21 protein-coding genes and 2 pseudogenes are annotated in these 21,500 nt (G+C 59.4%); 5 read left to right on the top strand and 18 right to left on the bottom strand.

The features are described 5' to 3' along the window. Nucleotides 1-18: 18 nt before the first annotated feature. The 6 genes from C816_RS03735 to C816_RS03710 all read right to left on the bottom strand — a co-directional run bounded on the left by C816_RS03735 (nucleotide 19) and on the right by C816_RS03710 (nucleotide 5,051). Nucleotides 19-984 (bottom strand): CAP domain-containing protein, encoded by a 966-nt coding sequence (locus C816_RS03735; protein ID WP_016321081.1) that lies wholly within the window; start codon nucleotides 982-984, stop codon nucleotides 19-21. A gap of 68 nt (nucleotides 985-1,052) precedes the next feature. Further along, the gene (locus tag C816_RS03730; RefSeq protein ID WP_040654599.1) at nucleotides 1,053-1,856 is read right to left on the bottom strand and encodes a class D sortase; all 804 of its coding nucleotides are present in this window, start codon (nucleotides 1,854-1,856) and stop codon (nucleotides 1,053-1,055) included. Further along, a complete protein-coding gene (locus tag C816_RS03725; protein WP_016321079.1) occupies nucleotides 1,774-2,754 on the bottom strand; it encodes an LPXTG cell wall anchor domain-containing protein in 981 nt (326 codons plus the stop codon). The genes C816_RS03730 and C816_RS03725 overlap by 83 nt, the downstream gene beginning before the upstream one ends. A gap of 45 nt (nucleotides 2,755-2,799) precedes the next feature. Then, nucleotides 2,800-3,180, bottom strand: a complete 381-nt coding sequence (locus tag C816_RS03720; RefSeq protein WP_016321078.1) for a hypothetical protein — start codon at nucleotides 3,178-3,180, stop codon at nucleotides 2,800-2,802. A gap of 181 nt (nucleotides 3,181-3,361) precedes the next feature. After that, nucleotides 3,362-3,991 carry a hypothetical protein gene (locus C816_RS03715; protein WP_016321077.1) on the bottom strand — a complete coding sequence of 210 codons (630 nt, stop codon included), beginning with the start codon at nucleotides 3,989-3,991 and terminating at the stop codon, nucleotides 3,362-3,364. Next, on the bottom strand, nucleotides 3,960-5,051 hold the full coding sequence (locus tag C816_RS03710) for a hypothetical protein (RefSeq protein ID WP_016321076.1): 1,092 nt from the start codon (nucleotides 5,049-5,051) through the stop codon (nucleotides 3,960-3,962). Before C816_RS03710 ends, C816_RS03715 begins: the two co-directional genes overlap by 32 nt. A 248-nt stretch (nucleotides 5,052-5,299) precedes the next feature. Between C816_RS03710 and C816_RS24705 the strand changes: the two are divergent. The 3 genes and pseudogenes from C816_RS24705 to amrS all read left to right on the top strand — a co-directional run. After that, nucleotides 5,300-5,650, top strand: a pseudogene (locus C816_RS24705) (DUF434 domain-containing protein); the annotation flags it as partial. Nucleotides 5,651-5,699: 49 nt separating this feature from the next. Continuing rightward, a pseudogene (locus tag C816_RS23405) lies at nucleotides 5,700-5,933 on the top strand (AMMECR1 domain-containing protein); the annotation flags it as partial. Next, the gene (gene amrS, locus C816_RS03695) at nucleotides 5,930-6,757 is read left to right on the top strand and encodes an AmmeMemoRadiSam system radical SAM enzyme (RefSeq protein ID WP_016321074.1); all 828 of its coding nucleotides are present in this window, start codon (nucleotides 5,930-5,932) and stop codon (nucleotides 6,755-6,757) included. The pseudogene C816_RS23405 and the gene amrS, both read left to right, overlap by 4 nt. A gap of 4 nt (nucleotides 6,758-6,761) precedes the next feature. On the opposite strand, the gene C816_RS03690 is transcribed toward amrS, so the two are convergent. Continuing rightward, nucleotides 6,762-7,988 (bottom strand): DNA polymerase Y family protein, encoded by a 1,227-nt coding sequence (locus tag C816_RS03690; RefSeq protein ID WP_242832104.1) that lies wholly within the window; start codon nucleotides 7,986-7,988, stop codon nucleotides 6,762-6,764. Nucleotides 7,989-8,068: 80 nt separating this feature from the next. On the opposite strand from C816_RS03690, the gene C816_RS03685 reads away from it, so the two are divergent. Next, entirely contained in the window at nucleotides 8,069-8,635 is a 567-nt protein-coding gene (locus C816_RS03685) for an SOS response-associated peptidase (protein ID WP_016321072.1), read from the top strand. Here C816_RS03685 and C816_RS03680 read toward each other — a convergent pair whose 3' ends face one another. The 9 genes from C816_RS03680 to C816_RS03640 form a co-directional block, all read right to left on the bottom strand. Beyond that, nucleotides 8,636-8,857 (bottom strand): DUF5348 domain-containing protein, encoded by a 222-nt coding sequence (locus C816_RS03680; RefSeq protein WP_016321071.1) that lies wholly within the window; start codon nucleotides 8,855-8,857, stop codon nucleotides 8,636-8,638. Nucleotides 8,858-9,054: 197 nt separating this feature from the next. After that, complete coding sequence (lysS, locus tag C816_RS03675) at nucleotides 9,055-10,551, bottom strand: lysine--tRNA ligase (protein ID WP_016321070.1); 1,497 nt, start codon at nucleotides 10,549-10,551, stop codon at nucleotides 9,055-9,057. 14 nt (nucleotides 10,552-10,565) lie between these two features. Then, nucleotides 10,566-11,030: a transcription elongation factor GreA gene (gene greA / locus C816_RS03670; RefSeq protein ID WP_016321069.1), complete on the bottom strand. Its 465-nt coding sequence runs from the start codon at nucleotides 11,028-11,030 to the stop codon at nucleotides 10,566-10,568. Between the two features lie 112 nt (nucleotides 11,031-11,142). Beyond that, entirely contained in the window at nucleotides 11,143-11,922 is a 780-nt protein-coding gene (locus C816_RS03665; protein WP_016321068.1) for a hypothetical protein, read from the bottom strand. A 115-nt stretch (nucleotides 11,923-12,037) separates the two neighbouring features. Further along, complete coding sequence (locus C816_RS03660; protein WP_371254348.1) at nucleotides 12,038-13,288, bottom strand: murein hydrolase activator EnvC family protein; 1,251 nt, start codon at nucleotides 13,286-13,288, stop codon at nucleotides 12,038-12,040. A 1-nt stretch (nucleotide 13,289) separates the two neighbouring features. Beyond that, nucleotides 13,290-14,177, bottom strand: coding sequence for a permease-like cell division protein FtsX (gene ftsX / locus C816_RS03655; RefSeq protein WP_016321066.1), 888 nt, complete (start codon nucleotides 14,175-14,177; stop codon nucleotides 13,290-13,292). Beyond that, nucleotides 14,170-14,862: a cell division ATP-binding protein FtsE gene (gene ftsE, locus C816_RS03650; protein ID WP_016321065.1), complete on the bottom strand. Its 693-nt coding sequence runs from the start codon at nucleotides 14,860-14,862 to the stop codon at nucleotides 14,170-14,172. Before ftsE ends, ftsX begins: the two co-directional genes overlap by 8 nt. A 473-nt stretch (nucleotides 14,863-15,335) precedes the next feature. After that, nucleotides 15,336-16,424, bottom strand: a complete 1,089-nt coding sequence (locus tag C816_RS03645; protein ID WP_016321064.1) for a PucR family transcriptional regulator — start codon at nucleotides 16,422-16,424, stop codon at nucleotides 15,336-15,338. 104 nt (nucleotides 16,425-16,528) lie between these two features. After that, nucleotides 16,529-17,290 (bottom strand): pseudouridine synthase, encoded by a 762-nt coding sequence (locus tag C816_RS03640; RefSeq protein ID WP_016321063.1) that lies wholly within the window; start codon nucleotides 17,288-17,290, stop codon nucleotides 16,529-16,531. 87 nt (nucleotides 17,291-17,377) lie between these two features. On the opposite strand from C816_RS03640, the gene C816_RS03635 reads away from it, so the two are divergent. Next, a complete protein-coding gene (locus C816_RS03635; RefSeq protein ID WP_016321062.1) occupies nucleotides 17,378-17,845 on the top strand; it encodes a DUF4830 domain-containing protein in 468 nt (155 codons plus the stop codon). A 216-nt stretch (nucleotides 17,846-18,061) separates the two neighbouring features. Here the strand turns inward: C816_RS03635 and tuf are convergent, their stop codons facing one another. Together tuf and fusA are read right to left on the bottom strand one after the other, a co-directional pair. Then, the gene (gene tuf / locus C816_RS03630; protein ID WP_016321061.1) at nucleotides 18,062-19,264 is read right to left on the bottom strand and encodes an elongation factor Tu; all 1,203 of its coding nucleotides are present in this window, start codon (nucleotides 19,262-19,264) and stop codon (nucleotides 18,062-18,064) included. Between the two features lie 133 nt (nucleotides 19,265-19,397). Then, nucleotides 19,398-21,500, bottom strand: a complete 2,103-nt coding sequence (fusA, locus tag C816_RS03625; RefSeq protein WP_016321060.1) for an elongation factor G — start codon at nucleotides 21,498-21,500, stop codon at nucleotides 19,398-19,400.

Below are 21,500 nucleotides of genomic sequence, written 5' to 3'. Positions count from 1 at the left end.
TGTTTGCCGGTTATTCAGTTATTCGTACGGGTTGTGTGTTCCCGGTAGCCCGATGAACATAAAGCAGAATGTCGCTCCCCTATCGTTTTCGGTAATACCGACGCCCAGGCTGCCACCGCCAGCATCAATCATGGTCTCGAAGTGACCGGGCGAACTGATCCAGTTCGCAACAGCGTGTTGAGCGATGTCCGCTGATCCTACGCCGGTGAATGCTGTCAGGTTGGATCCAAAACCGTGCGGGTAGCCGAATGCAAGGGCAGCCTCACACTCTTCCTTGGAGTTGTGCCAGGAATACTGCTTGTCAGACATGGTCTGGGCCGCGTTCATCAGAGCGTCATCAACAGGCAGCTCTGGCACACCGTAAGCTACGCGGGTCTGGTTGATCAGTCGAATCATCTCCAGCCGGATCTCCATATTGGCGTTTAGATTATTGCTCCCGGCGTTCCCGTTGGTGGGGGCTGAGGGTTCCACCGTAATGGACACGCTTCCCGTCTTCCCGTCTGGGGCAGTCACCGTGATGACTGTCGCGCCTGGGGCTTTGGTGTTTACGGTCCAATGGCCTAGGACTTCCGCCACATGGGCGACGGCGGGGTTGCTGGAGGTCACCGTATAGTCCGAACGGCTGGGAGCGATAATCAAGGTACTGGTTACGCCCTCTTTCAGCGTACTCCCCTTGGAACTGCCTACACGGATGGAAGCATTCCCCTGTGCGGGGGCCTCGCCGGTGTAGGGAGCATTGCTGTCGATCTGGACCGCCCGGCCGTCCCAATAGACATTGAAACCGACCATTTGTCCGATGTCACGGAGCTTGACATAGTTGTTGCCGCCGATGTTGTACGCATTCATCTGGACCGGGACACCGTCCACGTAGGCCTGCTGAGGGGCGTATTCCGCCATTACCCCAGCGGCATAGGCTACGCCGCCGCCGAACAGCATTGCGCTGGTGAGCAGTCCTGCCACGAAGCTCATTGTGTGCTTTTTCATGTTCGATTCCTCCTGTTCTTTTGTATTCACCATAATTATACAAATAAGCAGGGGAATTTACAACGCGGCTAACGCACTTCCCGGGCCTGCACACACCAGCGCATGTTTCGGACATCCCGAACGCAGGTGACCAGTGTGATCAGGTTATCGCTCGTGCGCTCCAGCCGGGAGAAGTCTGTCTCCTCGATTTGCCCGACAAAAAAGACCTCATACGTCCTGGTACCCAGTTGGGTGGTGTATGTGATCTGGTCCCCGGTTTTCAAGGTGTGGATTTTGCCGAAGTGATTGGTCACCCCTCTGTTGTGGCCAGCGATCCCCACGTTGCCATCCCAGCAGGAGGTGGATTTGAAGTGTCCTGCCCCCTTGGCCAGGCTCTCCAGGCTCTCCGTCTCGTAGACCTTGACGTTTACCCCGATACTCGGGATCTTCAACCGGCCGATGCTGCCATCCGAGTAGTAGAGCCCATCCGGCAGGGTGAAAGGGGTAGACGAGGTGGACGAAGTGGTGACATCGCTCGCCGGCGGGGTTACGGACTCAGCGGGCGGGTAATAGGCGGTACCGCCTCCGATGGGAGTAGTGGCGGAACCGCTCGTCTGAGTCTGCGTCTGCGGGATCAGCACGGCCCCGCTCCCGGTCTGGTAGGACTCAGGGCTGCCGAAGGGCGGCGGAACCACGGCCGCATTCTTACTGCGGTCGATATTGCTCTGCTCCGTCACACCGCCGCCCACTACTGTGACCTGGTCCACCGATGTGGGGGAGGCGAACAGGGGGTCCTCCGGACCGTCGATATTATACTCGGCCGCCATGGCCGTCGTGGCCATCGCCATGGTGAGCATCAGCGCCACCCCGGCCATCGTCAGCAGTTTCTTCATAGCTCATGCGCTCCTTTCGTTTCATCACAAAATAGGTTCCGCCCGCGCCAGCGGCCAGGGCGGCCAAACCGAGCACTGTCATAACCGGCCACCCCGCTCCGGCCTGCGGCTGGTCCTCCTTCGCCACAGGCTCCGGATCAACAGAGGCGATAGGGGTACCGGTAAAGATGACGGTATAGCGGATGACCGTCACGCCGGTACGGTACACCTCTCCAGTGTAATTGGCGGTAGTCGTGTAGCCGGTGACATAGCTGACCGACTTGCTGCCGCCGTAGGTACAGATAGCGGTAAACCGGTCTCCGATCTCGTAGTCATCGGCATTATAGGTATTATCAGTCTGCCACTGGATGTCCTGGAGTTTCAGCGTCCGGCCCCCCTCTGTAATGGTCTTGGGCAGATGGTTGGCATCGGCGCTGGCCAGGTTGGGATAGCTGCGGGTGGCTGTGACAGGCTTGGTGGAGCTGCCATACCCGGCAGGTTCGGTCTTGATGCTGTCCAGCACCAAATGGAGGGTGCCGGTAAAACCGTCCTCCGTAGTGGTCTCCTTCTCCTGGGGCAGCAGTTCAAGGACGGTTTCCATGTCCTTCTTGGCACTGTCCACAGTTTCCGTCTGGGTGATGGTCTGGGTCTCGGAGCCGATGACCACCTCCCGCAGAATGTCGGTGCATTCATATCTGGACCCGTCCCGCTCAAACGCCTCCATAGGAAGCGCAGCAGGGTCCGTGTTGGGCGAGAGGTCATAGACCTTGCGGATTTCCCTGGAATCCTGGTCGATGATAATGTCCACCGGCAGCAGGGCCTCCGGATCCGCCAGATCCACAGACGCTGCCCCGGCGGGCAGCACCAGCGCCGTCAGCACCAGAAGCGATACCAACAGGGAAATGAACCTTTTTTTCACTGGGCGTTTCCTCCTTTTTTGGTTGTGTGGTTCATTTGCGGTTGCTCAGGGGGTGTACTGTCCGCCCTGGATCAGCGGTTGCAGGTATGCCACCGCGAATCCAAGCGTGTTGAGGACAATCCACGTCACCACGATCCGTTTGAGCCAGCTGGTGGCCTCGGCAACCGCCCGCTCGTTGCGGGAGATCATGCGCACCAGCAGCGCCACAGCTGCGGCTGTCACGCCCACGATAGTGGAGATGCCCACCAGCTGGCCGTAGACGTCCGCAATGATCGTGGAAAAGCGGGTCCACATGGTGTCGGCTGCTGCGGCAGGCTGTGCGGTCAGCAGCATCATGTAGCAGACAGACACTGCCGCTTGTACCCGGCGCTGCAGCCTTGCCGATCTGGGGCTGATGGTGTGCTTCTCGTGCTCTTTTTTCGCCATACAGGTTCCTCCTTCCTGATAATCTGGACAGCAAAAAGCGCCGGGCCGCAGGGAAGCCAAAGGCTCTCTGCGGGACCGGCGCACTGCCCGTGCCCACTTTTGGACGCTACCATCATACCACATTTACACTCCCCATGTCATCAGCGGCGGCGCTGCCAATTTTCCTGCCATTTTTCTGCCATCAGTTTCCCTCCAGCAAGGTCAGGATCTCCAGCCATGCGTCCAGGCACCCCGCCGGGGCCGTCCAGAGCCGGATGGAGAGGATGTTGACCGCCTGCTGCCGGAGCCGGTAGTAGTGCCGGTCCGAGATGTCCAGCCGGTACAGGATCTCCTGGTGCGTGAGCTTGTCCGGGGTGACAAAGGTCTGGAAAATGATATTATACATCATCTCGCCGTTCCCCGGCTTCTGCCGCAGTACCGTCAGGGCATCGTTGATCCGGTCCAGCAGCAGCCGGGACTGTTTGATACTCAGCATCCGATGCTCCAGCCGGGTGTTCCCCATGGCCAGCTGAGTATCCACCATGCTGAGTAGGGCGTCCAAGTCCTTCAGCGGGCGGTCTAGCTCCTCCGCCACCTGCTCCGGGAAGCATTCCAGCGCCCAGACGATGTCCCGGTAGTGCTTGAGCATCATCTGGGTGTTATGGTACATGTTGCGGCGCAGAGCCTGTTCCGCCTGACGGGCTTTTTCATTCACAATGCTGTGGTCTTCCACGATCCCCCGGCGCTCCAGCAGCGAAATCAGCTGCTCCGTCTGAGGAGAAAATTCAGTTTTCGGCAGCTCACCACAACGGGTCGCCTTCAAATCTGCCATAGTCAATACCTCCAAAATCGAATGGCGGGCCGGCTTTGGGGCCAGCCCTGGGCAAAAGCTCAAATTCGACCGGGGAAATTCCCTCTACACCCTGGCAGTCCTCAACGAAACTCTTACAATGCCTACACGGAGAAAAATACGCGCGCGAAATAGGGCAGCCCGAAACTGCAACACGGCACTGCTCCACCGCGGGGTCAGACTGCGGCTGCGGGATCTGCGGCATTACCTTACGGCTATACCATGCGACCCAGCGGTTCACCCGCTCATGGTCGCTTCTGCTATTGGTGTGCGTATTTCCGCCCCAAATGCGTATTTCCTCTAAAATACGTTTAACTTGTGCTGACTCCGGCAGAGTAAAAGAGGTTCCTGCTGGGTAGCCGGTGTTAAAGATCAGGCAGCCGAAAGAGCCAGGCAGCTTTTGCAGCGGGAAGGCATCCGCGTGCTTCTTGAAAAAGCGCCAGACCTTCGTCTTCTCCCATCCCCAACGGTGGCCGAGGGTTTCCAGGGTCAAAACGGCGCCATACTTGCCGAACTGGATAACAGGCGCCATATGAGAGAACGCATTGCCGGGCTCCTGCCATACTGTGTGGCACCAAAGATCCAGCCATGCGTCCAACTCATCAAAGTGATAGTGCGCTTCCGCGAGGCGCTGGGTAATGTTCCGGGGCAGACATAGGAAGCCATACCCCTGGGTGGCATAGACGGCCTCGGAGCCCATGCAGGGCTCGCCGGAGCACTGGACCACCCAGTCTTTGATCTGATAGGTGAGCTTCTTTGTCTTGGGGTTCAGCTCATAATCTATGCAGCCCAGCTGGGCCAGCTTGTCCATCATCTCCAGGGCCTTGCTCCGGTTTTTGATGCCAAGGATGCTCTTGAGCCCCACGATGCCTCCTGCCCAGGCGCCAATGGTAACTTGATTGATATAGCCACAGTAGCGAGCCTGCCCGTTGCGGAAGGCCGCACGGGAGGCCAGCCGCGCCCAGGCGCCCATGACGCCCTTGCCTGCTGGCATCTGACTGCGGGGGAGCTTGACCCACTGGTACTTCAGCAAGCATTTCACCTGGCTGGCCTCCTTCTTGTTTTGAATTGAAAAAAGCCCCGTTCCGTGCTAAACTGAATGGGCACGAAAGTAAGGCAAAAAAATAATGATATATGCGTGTGATAGCTGCCACTTTCTGTTTTCCCGGACTGCCCCTGCCAAACAGTGCCCTGACTGCGGAAAAGAGAGTATCCGCGAGGCAACACAGGATGAGATTCAGGAATTTGAGTAGCGTATAAACGCCAATCTATGGGACGAGTGAGGGTGCTATGGAAATCGTCAGACGCGGCTATGTCCCGAAGGATAGCGTTGAGTTTGGAGCAAAGGCCGCCGAAAAATTGAATGCCGCCGCCCAGGAGCTGGTATTCCTGATGGACCGTGGATATGACACAAAATCCGCCTCCACCTTTGTAGGCAACCATCATCTTCTCTCCGAACGGCAACGGATGGCACTGGCCCGCATCGTATCAACAGCCAGCGCTGTGCAGAACAGGAAGCGGAAGGAATTGCTCCAGGCACCGGACTATCTGGTGTTGGACGGGTTTAATACGATCATCACCCTGGAGGTTGCCCTATCCGGCTCCCTGCTGCTGGAGGGGATGGATGGGACCATCCGTGATCTTGCAGGACTGCGTGGCAGCTACCGTATCGTGGATAAGACCATACAGGCGGTACAGCGTGGATGCACTGGGTGTGCCGGAGCCAATCGACTCCCCGGCGCAGTTGGATGTGAAGCGGTATGGCGTCATCGTATCCTGCGGCGGCCGAAGGGGACTGCTGCTACCCGATTTGGAGGGCGTGGACACTGTGGAACAGCAAATTGACATCGCCCGTCAGAAGGGCGGCATCAGCGCCCGGGAGCACTATACCCTGGAGCGATTTGAGGTGGTGCGGCATACATGAGCGCAATTTGTGAGCTGTGCTTCCACCACTGCAAGCTGGAGGAGGGCCAAACCAGCCTCTGTCGGGCCAGGACCTGCCGGGATGGGGCCGTTATCCCGCTGAACTATGGGAAGTTGACCAGTCTGGCTCTGGACCCCATTGAGAAAAAGCCCCTGCGACGCTTCCGTCCTGGCAGTCTGATCCTCTCCGTGGGCAGCTTCGGCTGTAACCTGCGCTGCCCCTTCTGCCAGAACCATGAAATATCCATGGCCGGGGAGACGGATATGCAGACGGTGGAGCTATCCCCGGAGCAGTTGACCAGCAAAGCGGCGGAGCTGCGCACCCGGGGAAACATCGGCGTGGCCTACACCTACAACGAGCCGCTGATCGGCTATGAGTATGTCCAAGACTGCGCCTCTCTGGTCCATGAGCAAGGCATGGTCAATGTGCTGGTCACCAACGGGACGGTTGAGGAGGAACCCTGGCGGACGCTGCTGCCCCTGATTGATGCCGTCAATATCGACCTGAAAGGGTTCACGCCCTCGTGGTATCGGAAGCTGGGCGGGGACCTGGAGACGGTCAAGCATTCCATTGCCCTGGCGGCGGAGCGGTGCCATGTGGAGGTGACCACCCTGCTCATTCCCGGAGAAAACGACAGCGAGGAGGAAATCCGGGAGCTGGCCCGCTGGCTGGCCTCAATCAGCCCGGAAATCCCTCTGCACCTGTCCCGGTTCTTCCCCCAGTACCAGATGGTAGACCGTCTGCCGACGCCCGTAGAGCAGGTCTACCGGCTTTCTGAGGCAGCACAGGAATATCTGTCTCATGTCTACACTGGAAACTGCTGAGCCGCTATTCATGGAGTGTCCCCAGAAAGCCGATGGGATGGATGATATGCTCCTCTTTGGCGTCCAGATCCAGAGCTGGGTCTGCAAGCGCAATGGCCCGGCGGATGCTATGATACCCGTACTTGCTCCGGATTTTGTCCAGCGTCCGGTCGATGTCGGCCCGGCGCTGGGCTTTTTGCTCCTCCGGGAACAGCGACAACTGCACAACGCCGTCCGCCGGCGTCAGCCCGCTGGCCTTCACCGACAGGCTGCGCACAGGCTCCCTGCTGGTATGGTGTCTCCGGAACAGCCCCATGGCCGTTTCCCAGATATCCAATGTGTTCGCTGTGGGGCGGTTCAGCTTGGCCTGCCGGTCGCAGGACAGCAGGCGGTTGTCCCGGATACCCAGAGCTACGGTAGAGCAAAGGCAGTTCTGCTCCCGGAGTCTGGCTCCCACGCTTTCGCACAGGGCCATGAGGGTAATCTTTACATCATCCTCACTAACCAAATCCCGGGGTGCAGTCGTGGAGTTGCCAATACTCTTCATGGGCGGTACGGCATAATAGCGCCGGACGCCGGAGTGGTCCTGCCCGTTGGCAAACTGATGGAGCATGATTCCGTTTTTGCCCAGCAGCCAGTACAGAAGATCAGGATTGGCCTGGGCCAGCTCCCCAATCGTGGTGATCCCATACTGGTTCAGCTTCCGGGTGGTGGCAGGGCCCACATAAAGCAGGTCACTCACAGGAAGGCTCCAAGCCTTATCCCGATAGTTCTCCGGGGTGATGACCGTGGTGGCATCCGGTTTTTTCATATCTGAGCCCAGTTTGGCAAATACTTTATTGAATGACACACCTACCGATACGGTCAGCCCCAGCTCCCGCTTCATGCGGCCCCGGATATCATCGGCGATGGCCGGCCCTTCCCCAAACAGTCCCACAGAGCCGGTGACATCCAGCCAGCACTCGTCCAAGCCGAAAGGCTCCACCTGGTCGGTGTAACTGGTATAGATGCCCCTGGCTTGGGCAGAGAACGCGAGGTAACGCTCGTAATGGGCAGGGACACAGACCAGCCCGGGGCACTGCTGCCGGGCCTCCCACAGCACCTGCCCGGTGCGGATGCCGAACCGTTTGGCAATATCGTTTTTGGCCAGCACAATGCCGTGGCGGGCCTCCTCGTCTCCAGCCACCGCCACTGGCTTGTCCCGCAGCGTGGGATCATACAGGATCTCCACGCTGGCATAGAAATTGTTCATATCCGAATGCAAAATCACAGGCTTCATGTCCTCAGTATATGAGGGCAGTCCGGCCTTCATCCTCGAAAGGAGTCACAGCTATGTGTGGAAGATACAGTTTAGCACCGGAGCAGTCCAAGGAGATCGCCCAGATTGTGGCTGAGGTACAAGCGCGGTTTGGGGCTGCCAGCATCCATACCGGGGAGATATTTCCTACCAACGCCGCACCTATCCTACTTCCGGACGGACAAAAAATGACCCCCAAGCCGATGACCTGGGGTTTCCCCAGTTTCAAAGGCAAGGGGGTCATCATCAACGCACGGGGTGAGACGGCGCTGGATAAACCGATGTTCCACCGATCCCTGCTGGAGCGGCGATGTATCGTGCCTACGACCGGCTTCTATGAGTGGGACCGGAAAAAGACAAAATACCACTTTTGGCTGCCGGGGCAGGACAGGCTGTATCTGGCCGGGCTTTGGAACACTTTTCAGGGGGAGGAACGGTTTGTGATCCTGACAACTGTCCCCAATGACACTATCATCAATGTCCATGACCGGATGCCGGTCCTGCTGACGGATGATGAAGTGATGCCTTGGCTCCATGATACTGGAATGGCCTCGGCAAAATTGACGGCTTTGCAGCCAGCCTTGGAGGGTGCTGCCGTCTGATCACCAGCGGATGCGCACCCTCTGTCCCCACAGTGTCTCGATCTGAACGCCGACCAGAAACCAGCCGCGGCTGTCCATCTCAATGCGGGTGGGTACCCATTGCTCATTCAGCCAAATATCCATTGTGGTGCCACAGTGTAGCCCACCGTAGCAGTCGTCGCTACTGAAGTGGATATCAGCACGTCCGCTCTGCATATCGGGAATTAGAATTCCTTCTCTCATGTTAATTGCTCCCATCAAAAATAGTAAGAAGTACCAGCCATGAGGCTGGTACTTCTTTTGCCATACCAAATCCTTTTCGTTTGTCGCAAAACTGTCGTAAAATTCAAATGTGCATCTCAGACTTCGTAACAATTTTTTGAATTTACACCACGCTTTTCAGCGATATGGTCCGTTTTTCTAATTTCTAATGCCGATTTTTAGTCCAGCGGCTTCATCGTGGGGAACAGCAGCACGTCCCGGATGGAGTCGGCATTGGTCAGCAGCATGACCGCCCGGTCAATGCCGATGCCCATGCCGCCCGTGGGGGGCAGGCCGTACTCCATGGCGGTGATATAGTCCTCGTCCATCATGCCGGCCTCGTCGTTGCCCATGTCCCGCAGGGCCAGCTCATGCTCGAAGCGGCCCCGCTGGTCGATGGGGTCGTTGAGCTCGGAGAAGGCGTTGGCGAACTCCGCGTGGTTGATAAACAGCTCAAACCGCTCGGTGAGCCGGGGGTCCTTGGGAGAGCGCTTGGTCAGCGGGGAAACCTCCACCGGGTACATGGTGATGAAGGTGGGCTGGATCAGCTTCTCCTCCACCCGCTGGTCAAAGGCCTCGTACAGGGCGGTGCCCCAGGTACGCTCGCAGCCCTCCAGGTCGATGCCCTTGGCCTCTACGGCCCTGCAGGCCTCCTCGTCGTCAGAAATGGCATCGAAGTCCACACCCACATATTCCTTCACAGCGTCGGTCATGGTCAGCCGCTTCCAGCCGGGGGTCAGGTCGATGTCCACCCCCAGCCACTGGACCTGGTAGCTGCCCAGGATGTCCTTGGCGGCGGAGGAGAGGATTCCCTCGGCGATGTCCATCATATCGTGGAAATCGGCGTAGGCCTCGTAGAGCTCAATGGTGGTAAACTCCGGGTTGTGCTTGGGGTCCATGCCCTCGTTGCGGAAGATGCGGCCGATCTCATACACCCGCTCGAAACCGCCCACCGTCAGCCGCTTGAGGTGCAGCTCCGTTGCGATGCGCATATACATATCGAGATTCAGCGTATTGTGGTGGGTGATGAACGGACGGGCGGTGGCGCCGCCCTGGATGGTGCCCAGAATGGGGGTCTCCACCTCCAGGTAATCCCGGTCGTCCAGGTACTTGCGCACATGCTTGATGAAGGCCGTGCGGATCTGGAAGGTGCGGCGCACGTCCTCGTTCATGATGAGGTCCACGTACCGCTGGCGGTAGCGGGTCTCCTTGTCGGTAAGGCCGTGGAACTTCTCCGGCAGGGGCAGCAGAGACTTGCTCAGCAGCGTCACCTTGTGGGCCTTCACGGAGATCTCGCCCCGCTTGGTCTTGAACACCTCGCCCTCGACGCCCACAATGTCGCCGATGTCGGTCTTCTTGAACTTGGCAAACGCCTCCTCGCCCAGTTCATCCACGCGGACGTACAGCTGGATGCGGCCCTTCACGTCCTGCAAATCGCAGAACACGGCCTTGCCCATGCCCCGCTTGCTCATGATGCGGCCCGCCACAGAGGTGCTCTGCCCCTCCAGGGCCTCAAAGCCCTCCTTGATGTCGGCGGAGTGGTGGGTCACCACGTACTTGGTGATCTGGAAGGGGTCCTGTCCGGCGGCCTGGAGCGCCGCCAGCTTCTCCCGGCGGACTCTTCTCTGCTCGTTCAGATCCTGCTCCGGCTGCTGGGATGTCTTCTGTTCACTCATGACTGCCTTCTCCTTTACCGCTCAATTTTCAGCACCGTATAGTTGATTACGCCCTGGGGCGCCTCCACGGAGACGGTGTCTCCCTCCCTGGCTCCGATCAGGGCTTTGCCGAAGGGGGACTCCTCCGAGATGATGCCGTGCATGGGGTCCGCCTCCTGGGAGCCCACGATGGAATAGGCCGCCTCGCCGGCGGGGCCCTTCACCGTCACCTTGCAGCCAATGGCCACTACGTCGGTGCTGCTGCTCTCGTCCACGATGACCACGTGCTGGAGAATCTCCTCCAGCTCGGCAATGCGGGAGTACAGCTTGCCCTGCTCGTTCTTGGCCTCGTCATATTCGCTGTTCTCGCTGAGATCACCGAACCCCCGGGCCACCTTGATCTGCTCCGCCACCTCGTCGGACCGGGTGGTTTTGAGATAGTTCAGCTCCTCCTGAAGCTCATCGGCCCGGGCTTGGCTCATCTTGTACTCTTTTTCCATGTCTGCCGCTTCCTTTCTGGTATCTTTTGACCGGAAAACGCTGCCGCCTTCCAGAATATACATATTCCATTTTATTTACAGGGCATTATTATAGTGGTTGGTTTCCGGATTGTCAAGCATTAAGCACTGTATTCGCGGCCGCGGGACCTGGCGGAGCCGAGGCGCTCACCTGTTCCGGACGGAGAACCCCCGCCTCCAGCAGGGCCGCGAGCAGCTGTCCCCGGCCCGCTCCCTCCGGCAGCCGCTCCTCCAGCGCCGGGGGCAGGGAGAGCCCCCCCATAGGCGCCGCCTCGTCGTACAGGGGCAGCGTCACGCCGCTCCTGCGCCGCAGATCCGTCCTGGGGTCAAAGAGCACCAGGATGTCCGCCTCCTCCAGCTGCTCCCGGTCCGGCCCCAGCAGCAGCGACACGCCGTACTCCCGCCGAAGCCTGCGGCACAGCTCCTCCCCACCGTAGGGGACATCCAGCAGCACATACCGGTGCCGCAGGGCCAGCTCCGTCACCGTCCGCACCAGCTCCCCGGTCATCTGGGCCGCCGACACCGCGACGCGCGCCCCGCCGGGGGACACGCCCCGCTCCGCCAGGGACTGCCGGACCCAATCCGATGCCAAGCGGCGGCGCAGAGCCAGTGTGGACACCGGCCGGACACCGTATTTTTCCAGCTGGGTGACGCAGGCAAAGTCCTCCGGCAGCACAACCCGGGTGACGCCCATCTTCCGCATTCGCTTTGCCGCCGACGACACCCGCCAGCCCAGCTGCGCCTCCGGCGTCCGGGGCCCCCGGGCGATCTCCGCGCACAAAAAGCGCATGTGCAGAATGTTCCGCTCTGACAGCGACACCGGTCTCTGCCAGAACCCTCTCTGAGGCTCTTTCCACAATAGTATTCCAATCATAAGACAATTCCTCCCGCTCCATGGTATGGAGCGGGAGGAATTTTTAGAAGCTGTACCAATGGCCGGGACGGCAGATTCCCGCCGAGACGATTGGCACGGCTGTTTCCGCCGCCTGTCAGGCGCTGCTGGACAGGGTATACCCGGTGAGATAGCCCATCTTCGGGTCCGCGCCGTGGCTCAGGGGATTCACCCGCTGCCCGTTCTCCACCACCTCAAAATGGAGATGAGGCCCGGTGGAGTTGCCGGTGGAGCCGGTGATGCCGATGACGCCCCCCTGGTTCACATACTGGCCCACACTGACCTTTCGGCTGCTCATATGGGCGTACAGCGTGGTATTGCCGCTGCCGTGGGAGATGACCACGTACTCGCCATAGGAGGAGCTCCTCTGGGAGACGATCACCGTGCCGGCCTTGGCGGCGTAGATGGAGCTGGTATAGCCCACCCGGCCGATGTCCGTACCCTGGTGGTTGGTGGAGCCGATGCCGCCGGGAGAGGTCCGTCCGCCCACGGTGGAGGTGATATACCGGCTGTCCACCGGCCAGATATAGCCGCCGGGATTGGACTGGTTGGACTTGCCCTCTGCGGCCAGCTGGGCCTGGAGCTCCCGGTTCAGCCGTTCGATCTCCTTTTGGATCTTCTCCTGCTCCGCCTCCATCTCGTCCAGTGTGGCCTCGGTCTCCTCCGCCGCCGCCGCGATCTGCTGAATGACCTTGTTGGCCTCGGCCCGCTGGGCGTCCAGCTCCTTCTTTTTGTCCGCCAGGTCGTCCCTGGCCGCCTGGGCCTCCGTCCGGCTGCCCTCCAGAGAGGTCTTGGCCTCCTCGATCCGCACCTGCATGGCCTTCAAATCGTCAATGACCCGCTGGTCCGCCTCCATAATCTCATTGATAAAATCCATGCGGGAGAGGAGGTCCGTGAAGCTGTCCGCTTTGAAGAGCACCGACCAGTAGGAGATGGTGCCCTGCTCCTCCATGGCCCGCACCCTGCGGCAGAAGAGGGCGTACTGCTCCTCCTCCTCCTCCTCCGCCTGACGGAGCTCCTCCTCCTTCTGGGCAATCAGCTGGTCATACTGGGCGATCTGCTGCTCCACATTGGAAATCTGCGCGGTGGTGTTGGCGATCTGCTGGTCCAGGAGGTTCTTCCGTGCTATGGCGGTGCTCTTGTCGTTGGCCAGAGTCTTTAACTGGGCCTCCAGCTCCTTGCGCTGGTCCTTCAAATCAGCGGCGTCTCCCTTCAAAGCGTCGATGTCCTCCTGGGTCACCCGAGCCGTGGCCGGGGCCAGGTCCGCCGCCAGGCACAGCACCGCCAGACACAGGCACAGCGCCGCCCTGCACAGCCGCTTGGCTTTTCTCCGTCTCAACGCCGTCACCTCACACCTGCAAAAATTTCCGAATGGCGGAGAGACTGCCTCCCACACCGATCAAAATCCCCGCCCCCGCGAAAATCCCCGCCACGGCGGGCCACAGCTGCCGGAAGGGGACGATTTTAATAAGCTGGAGCGTATCGCTGGTGTCCACGCCCTGGGCCACCGCCTCATAGAGCCCCCACTGGAGGAAAAAGGAGAGCGCTGCGCTCAAAAAGCCCAGCAGCAGCCCCTCGTACACAAAGGGCCAGCGGATAAAGCCGTTGGTGGCGCCCACCATGCGCATGATGGCAATCTCCTCCCGCCGGTCAAAGGTGGTGAGCTTGATGGTGTTGGAGATGATGAACACCGACACAATGAAGAGAATCGCAATGAGGGCAATGCAGACCACGGAGGCGATGTTGCGGATGGTGATAAAGCCGGTGGCCAGCTCCTCGTAGGCGCTGACGTCGGCGATGCCCTCCACCTGCCGCAGCTGGGCCACGGTCTGGCTCTGCTGCCCCAGGTCCTGTATCTTGACTACATACCGGTCCCGCAGGATCTCCGGGTCCAGGTTCTGGAACAGCGGGTCGTCGGCGTATTTCGCCGCGAAGTTGTCCATGGCCTGGGCCTTGCTGACATAGGTGGTGGTGAGCACATTGGGCAGTGCCTCCAGCTCCCGCTGCACCCCCAGGGCTTCATTTCTGCTGTACGACTCGTCCACAAAGGCCAATATCTCGTTCTCCTGCTCCAGTCCCGCCAGCAGCTCGTTGGCGTTCACCGCCACCAGGGTGAAGGTGCCCATAATCAGCAGGCACGCCACGGTGATGCCGATGGAGGCGAAGGACATGAAGCCGTGGCTGAACATGTTGGACACGCCCTCATGCAGAAAATATCCCAAGTTGTGTTTACCCATGTATGTGTCCTCCCACGTAGCCGCCTACGCCGTCGTTAACCACGTGGCCGCTGTCAATGGTGATTACCCGCTTGCCGAAGCGGTCCACCAGATCCTTCTCATGGGTCACCACCACCACGGTGGTGCCCAGCTGGTTGATCTTCACCAAAAGGTCCATCAGCTCCAAAGACCGCTCCGGGTCCAGGTTGCCAGTGGGCTCGTCGGCGATGATGGTCTCCGGATTGTTCACCAGGGCCCGGGCGATGGCCACCCGCTGCTGCTCGCCGCCGGAGAGCTCTGTGGGGAAGCTCTCCGCCTTCCGCTCCAGATCCACCAGGTCCAGCACGTAGTCGATGCGGCTTTTGATGTCTCTGGGTCTGGCGCCCACGGCCCGCATGACAAACTCCAGATTCTCGTACACCGTCTTCTTCTCAATGAGGCGGAAATCCTGGAAGATAACCCCCAGGGTCCTGCGCATCAGGGGAATCTGCCTGCCGGAGATCTTAGTGATGGAAAATCCGTTAATCATGATGCGGCCCGCGGTGGGGACCACCTCCCCGGTGAGCAGCTTGATAATGGTGGACTTTCCTGAGCCGGAGGGCCCCACCAAAAAGACAAACTCCCCGTCCTCAATGGTCAGGGTAACCCCGCGGATGGCCCTGGTCCCGTTGTCGTATTCCATCTCTACATTTTTCAGGCGGATCATACAGGCACCTCGCTCCGTAGTTCTGTAAACGCGCCATCCCCAAAGGAACGGTCGACATAAATTCCAATTAAACCACATTATATATGGTTTTCCGCCGCAATGCAACCAAAGTTTGCAATTCCAGCCGGGGAAAATTCTGTCAGTTCTCCAGCGCTCTTTTGTACTATTGTAGTAGTATGCCTGTTCAGCCTACCACATCATACCACGGCTGTCAAGACCGTACTGTCGAAAAAAGGCGGCGGGCTGTGCCCGCCGCGTATCGAATCAAACGACTGCAGCCGCCTGCGCCGCATTGCGGCAGATTTTCAAAGCCCATGGGACGACAACGCAGTCATGCAATTCCCGTCCTCGCTTCCTTTTTTCTCATTATTTTCGGGAACTGCTCTAAGAAGCTGTATCAATAAGGCGGCGGTACGCAGATTGGCGAAAAAATTTTCCGTCAAAATGCGTACCGCCGTCTGTTGATACAGGTTCTAAGAATCAATGCCCCGGGAGGTCAGATACTTCTTCACCATCAGCGCCACCTTGAAGGTAATGGCGTCGTCAAACTCCCGCAGGTCCAGCCCCGTGAGCTTCTTGATCTTCTCCAGCCGGTACACCAGGGTATTCCGGTGAACAAACAGCTTCCGGGCCGTTTCGGAGACGTTCAGGTTGTTCTCAAAGAACTTGTGGATGGTGAACAGCGTCTCCTTGTCCAGGGCGTCAATGGGGTTCTTCTTAAAGACCTCCTGGAGGAATATCTCGCAAAGCGTGGTGGGAAGCTGGTAAATCAGCCGTCCGATACCCAGGTTCTCGTAGTTGATGATATACTTCTCCGTGTCAAAAACCTTGCCCACCTCGATGGCGATCTGAGCCTCCTTATAGCTCTTGGCCAGGTCCCGCAGGTGGGTGGCGATGGTGCCGATGCCCACCACCGCGCTGGCGCCGCCGCCGCGGAGGCTCTCCTCGATGGAGGCGGCAATCTTGTTCAGCTCCTTGATCCCGGCGCCCTCTGGCATCTGGCGGACCAGGACCACGTCGCCCTCCCCCACGCTGAGGACGAAATCGTTCTGCCGGTCCGGGAACATGGACTGGATCACATCCGTGGGCACGGACTCGCCCTTTTTCAGCGAGCGCACCACAAACACGCCCCGGGGCACGTCGGCAGTGACCCGCAGCTCCTTGGCACGCATATAGATGTCGCCCAGCATGATGTTGTCGGAGATAATGTCCTTGACAAAGGAGCCACGGTCGTGCTTTTCCTCGTAATAGGACTTGGCGGAGTTCAGGGCCACTGTGGACATGGCACACACCGTCCGGCTCACGTCGTTGTCCCCGAAGACGAAAACCGCGTAATCAAACTGGGTATTCCAGCCGTTCAGGGCTTTGAAGGTCTTGCCGTCGGAGGAGACCATGGCGCCGGAGGCGCCGTTTACCACAGGCACATGTTCCGCCCAGCGCTGTCCGATCAAAGACAGCTCACTGCACGCAATCACCACACCTTCCCCGTCGATTACGCCGATGGTCCGATCTGTATTTTCCTTTAACTGAAGCACTACGTTTTGAAAAATTCTTCCAGACATGGCCTTCCTCCTCACCTAAAATCACCAGGGGAATTAACAATGCCTATATTATATCGGCAATTTCGTCGAATTGCAAGAGATATTTTCTTTTTTAGACAAAAAAACTATTGCGTTTTTGGTGAAGATTTGATGTTTTTCGTAGGATTATCAAATCTCCGCAATTCTTCCAGCTCATTCTCCGTCAAAAAGCGAAAAGCGCCTCTGGGGAGTGCGCCGTCCAGGGCCAAGGGCCCCATCCGGACCCGCTCCAGATACAGCACTGGCTTCCCCAGGTGGGCCAGCATCCGCTTCACCTGGTGGAACTTTCCCTCCCGGAGGGTGACATGGGCCTCGCTCTCCTCCCCCGCCGACAGGATCTCCAATCCGGCTGGCAGACAGACAAGGCCATCGGGCAGCCTCAGTCCGGCATCAAAGGCGGCACAATCCACCTCTGTCAGCCGTCCCGACACCCGGGCATAGTACACCTTGTCCACATGGCGCCTGGGCGACAGCAGATCATGTGCCAGACCGCCCTCGTTGGTCAGCAGCAGCAGGCCCTCCGTGTCCTTGTCCAGCCGCCCCACGGGAAAGAGCCCCTGCCGCCGCAGGTCCTGGGGCAGCAGGTCCAGCACTGTCCGGCCCCGGCCGTCCTCCGTGGCGGAGAGGTATCCCGCCGGCTTGTTCAGCATGACCCAAGTATACCGCCGGTAGCGCAGCGCCTCGCCGTTTACGCTGATCTCCGAGGACTCCGGCTCCGCCTTCTCCTCCGCCGACCGGGCGGGGACGCCGTCCACCAGCACCCGGCCCTGGCGGATCAGCTCCTTTGCCTCCCGGCGGGACCATCTCCCCGTGGAGGCGATGATCTTGTCCAACCGCTGTTTCTCCATCGGAATCCCCCTCCTCTCCATTTCTTATTCCCATTTTATCATAATCTCTGGGAAAAATGAATAGGAAACAAGCAGGAGGGATGTATCATGCTGATTTTCACTACCCGCTTTTCCAAAAAGAAAGCCGTCCTCATTGTCATTCTCCTGGGGCTGGTCATCGCCGCGGCAATCCTTTTCCTGGGCCGCAGGCCGGCGGAGGAACCCCCAGCGCCCCAGCTCCTCACCAACGAGGACCGCGTGGCCTATCTCCAGTCCATGGGCTGGGAGGTGGCCCTGGAGCCGCTGGAGACACTGCAATTCCTGCTGCCGGACCACCTGGCGGAGCCCTACCTGAGCTATAATGAGCTGCAAAACGCCCAGGGCTTCGACCTCTCCCCCTGCTGCGGCAAGCAGCTCTCCCGGTTTACCTACGCCGTCAGCAACTATCCCGACCGGCCCGAGGGGGTTCAATTGAACCTTTACATCTGTGAGGACCAGCCTGTGGCGGGAGACATCTTCTGCGCCGGGGCCAACGGCTTCCAGGATACGCTGGTCTATCCGGAGAGCGGGACGTGAGGACAAACGCAAACGCGCTTGTAAAGGAGGAATGTGCAAAGCAGCCCCGCGGTGTTAACATTTAGGGCCGCCCTTTTCAAAGGGCGGTGGGTCCGGGGCAAAGCCCTGGCGGGTTTGAGCGGAGCCCAATACTTTTATAAAAGATAGGAAAATCTCCCTTAGGTTATTAAAAAAGGACTGCCGCTGTGCGGCAGTCCTTTTTTCAAGCCTTGAAAATCAGTCGGCAACGTCGGTAACGGCGCCGGAGCCAACGGTACGGCCACCCTCACGGATGGCGAAACGCAGGCCCTTCTCAATGGCGATGGGGGTAATCAGCTCAACGCTCATCTCCACGTTATCGCCGGGCATGCACATCTCAACGCCCTCGGGCAGAGTGATGACGCCGGTGACGTCGGTGGTACGGAAGTAGAACTGGGGACGATAGTTGTTGAAGAAGGGGGTGTGACGGCCGCCCTCTTCCTTGCTCAGGACGTACACCTGGCCCTTGAACTTGGTGTAGGGATGGATGGAACCGGGCTTCGCCAGAACCTGGCCGCGCTCGATGCCGTTGCGGTCCACGCCGCGGAGCAGGGCGCCGATGTTGTCGCCGGCCTCAGCGTAGTCCAGCAGCTTGTGGAACATCTCGATACCGGTGACGACGGTCTTCTTCTTCTCCTCCATGAGGCCGACGATCTCGACTTCCTCAGAGAGCTTCAGCTGCCCGCGCTCCACACGGCCGGTAGCCACGGTGCCGCGGCCAGAGATGGTGAACACGTCCTCCACGGGCATCAGGAAGGGCAGGTCGGCCTTGCGGTCGGGGGTGGGGATATAGCTGTCAACGGCGTCCATCAGCTCCTTGATGCAGGCATACTCGGGAGCGGCGGGATCGCTGGACTCGGAGATCAGAGCGTTCAGAGCGGAGCCCTTGATGATGGGGATGTCGTCGCCGGGGAACTCGTAGTTGGACAGGGTCTCGCGGACCTCCATCTCCACCAGCTCCAGCAGCTCCTCGTCGTCCACCTGATCGCACTTGTTCAGGAAGACCACGATGGCGGGCACGCCCACCTGACGGGCCAGCAGGATGTGCTCCTTGGTCTGGGCCATGGGGCCGTCGGTGGCGGCGATGACCAGAATGGCGCCGTCCATCTGAGCGGCACCGGTGATCATGTTCTTGATATAGTCGGCGTGGCCCGGGCAGTCCACGTGGGCATAGTGACGGGCGTCCGTCTCATACTCCACGTGAGCGGTGTTGATGGTAATGCCGCGCTCCTTCTCCTCGGGAGCCTTGTCGATGCTGGAGTAGTCGGTGTAGTCGGCCTTGCCGGAGAAGGCCAGGTACTTGGTGATGGCAGCGGTCAGGGTGGTCTTGCCGTGGTCAACGTGGCCGATGGTGCCAATGTTTACGTGGGGTTTGGTGCGCTCAAATTTCTGCTTAGCCATTTGAATATCCTCCTAACAATTTGTAGAATCACTTCCAGCAATGCGAATTTCCTCAGCACTGCCTATTTTACAGGAAACCTCAGGAAAAATCAATACCTGAATTAGAACCTGTATCCACGAGAGATACGGGGTTTTACTGAGGCTTGGAGCGTTCGTCCACGATCTTCTCCCGAATGCTCTTCGGGATCTCCACGTAGCTGTGGGGCTCCATGGTGTACTGTCCCCGGCCCTGGGTGCTGGACCGCAGGTCGGTGGCGTAACCAAACATATTGGCAAGAGGCACCAGAGCGTCCACCTGGGTGGCGCCGGTGCGGCTCTCCTGGCCCTGGATCTGGCCGCGGCGGCTGTTCAAATCACCGATGACCGTGCCCAGATACTCGTCGGGAACGATAACAGAAACCTTCATGATGGGCTCCAGCAGCGTGGGATCAGCCTTGCGCATGGCCTCCTTGAAGGCCATGGAGCCGGCGATCTTGAACGCCATCTCGGAGGAGTCCACCTCGTGGTAGGAGCCGTCGTACAGCGTGACCTTCACATCTTCCACGGGGAAGCCGGCCACAACGCCGGCGTTCATGGCGCCCTGGATGCCCGCGTCAACGGCGGGGATATACTCCTTGGGCACCGCGCCGCCCACGATGGAGTTGATGAACTCATAGCCCTTGCCGGACTCGTTGGGCTCCAGGCGGATCTTGACGTGGCCGTACTGGCCCTTGCCGCCGGACTGGCGGGCATACTTGGTGTCCTGCTCCACGGACTTCTTGATGGTCTCCTTGTAGGCCACCTGGGGCGCGCCCACGTTGGCCTCCACCTTATACTCCCGCAGCAGACGGTCCACAATAATCTCCAGGTGCAGCTCGCCCATGCCGGCGATGATGGTCTGCCCGGTCTCCTCGTCGGTGTAGGTCTTGAAGGTGGGGTCCTCCTCGGCCAGCTTCATCAGGGCGATGCCCATCTTCTCCTGACCAGCCTTGGTCTTGGGCTCGATGGCCACGCGGATTACAGGCTCAGGGAACTCCATGGACTCCAGAATGACGGGGTGCTTCTCGTCGCACAGCGTATCGCCGGTGGTGGAGTTTTTCAGGCCGATCACGCCGGCGATGTCGCCGGAGTAGATGGTCTCAATATCCTCCCGGTGGTTGGCGTGCATCTGGAGAATGCGGCCGATGCGCTCCTTCTGCCCCTTGGTGGAGTTGAGCACGGAGGTGCCGGTGCTCAGTGTACCGGAGTAGACGCGGACAAAGCTCAGACGGCCCACGTAGGGGTCGGTCATGATCTTGAACGCCAGAGCGGAGAAGGGGGCGTTGTCGTCAGAGGGACGCTCCTCCTCTTCCTCCGTCTTGGGGTTGACGCCCTTGATGGGGGGGATGTCCAGCGGGGAGGGCATATAGTCCACGATGGCGTCCAGCATCTTCTGCACGCCCTTGTTCTTGTAGGACGTGCCGCAGGTGACGGGAACCATCTCGTTGGCAATGGTAGCCTTGCGGATGGCGGTGCGGATGCGCTCCTGGGGAACCTCCTCGCCGCCAAGGTAGAGCTCCATGATCTCGTCGTCAAACATGGAGACGGCGTCCATGAGCTTCTCGCGGTACTCGTTGGCCAGATCCACCATGTCCTCCGGGATGGGCTCGACCCGCATATCCTTGCCCAGATCGTCATAGTAAATATCGGCGTCCATCTCCACCAGGTCGATGATCCCCTTGAAGGTCTCCTCACTGCCGATGGGGAGCTGGATGGGCACGGCGTTGCACTTGAGACGGTCGGCGATCATATCCAGCACGTGATAGAAGTCCGCGCCCATGATGTCCATCTTGTTGACGTAGATCATGCGGGGGACCTTATAGTTGTCGGCCTGACGCCACACGGTCTCGGACTGGGGCTCCACGCCGCCCTTGGCGCAAAGAACCGTCACGGAGCCGTCCAGAACGCGCAGGGAGCGCTCCACCTCTACGGTGAAGTCCACGTGGCCCGGGGTGTCGATGATGTTGATGCGGGTGGGATTGAACTGGTTTTTGGAGCCGGACCAGAAGCATGTGGTGGCGGCGGATGTGATGGTGATGCCGCGCTCCTGCTCCTGCGCCATCCAGTCCATGGTGGCGGTACCGTCGTGGGTCTCACCGATCTTATAGTTCACGCCGGTGTAGAACAGGATGCGCTCGGTGGTCGTCGTCTTGCCTGCATCGATGTGAGCCATAATGCCGATATTTCTGGTGTTTTCGAGAGATGTCTTTCTCGGCAT

Source organism: Oscillibacter sp. 1-3, from assembly GCF_000403435.2.
In the GTDB taxonomy this organism is placed as follows: Bacteria; Bacillota; Clostridia; order Oscillospirales; family Oscillospiraceae; genus Oscillibacter.
Note: the sequence above shows the minus strand (reverse complement) of the source record. Positions and strands in the feature narration are given on the sequence as shown.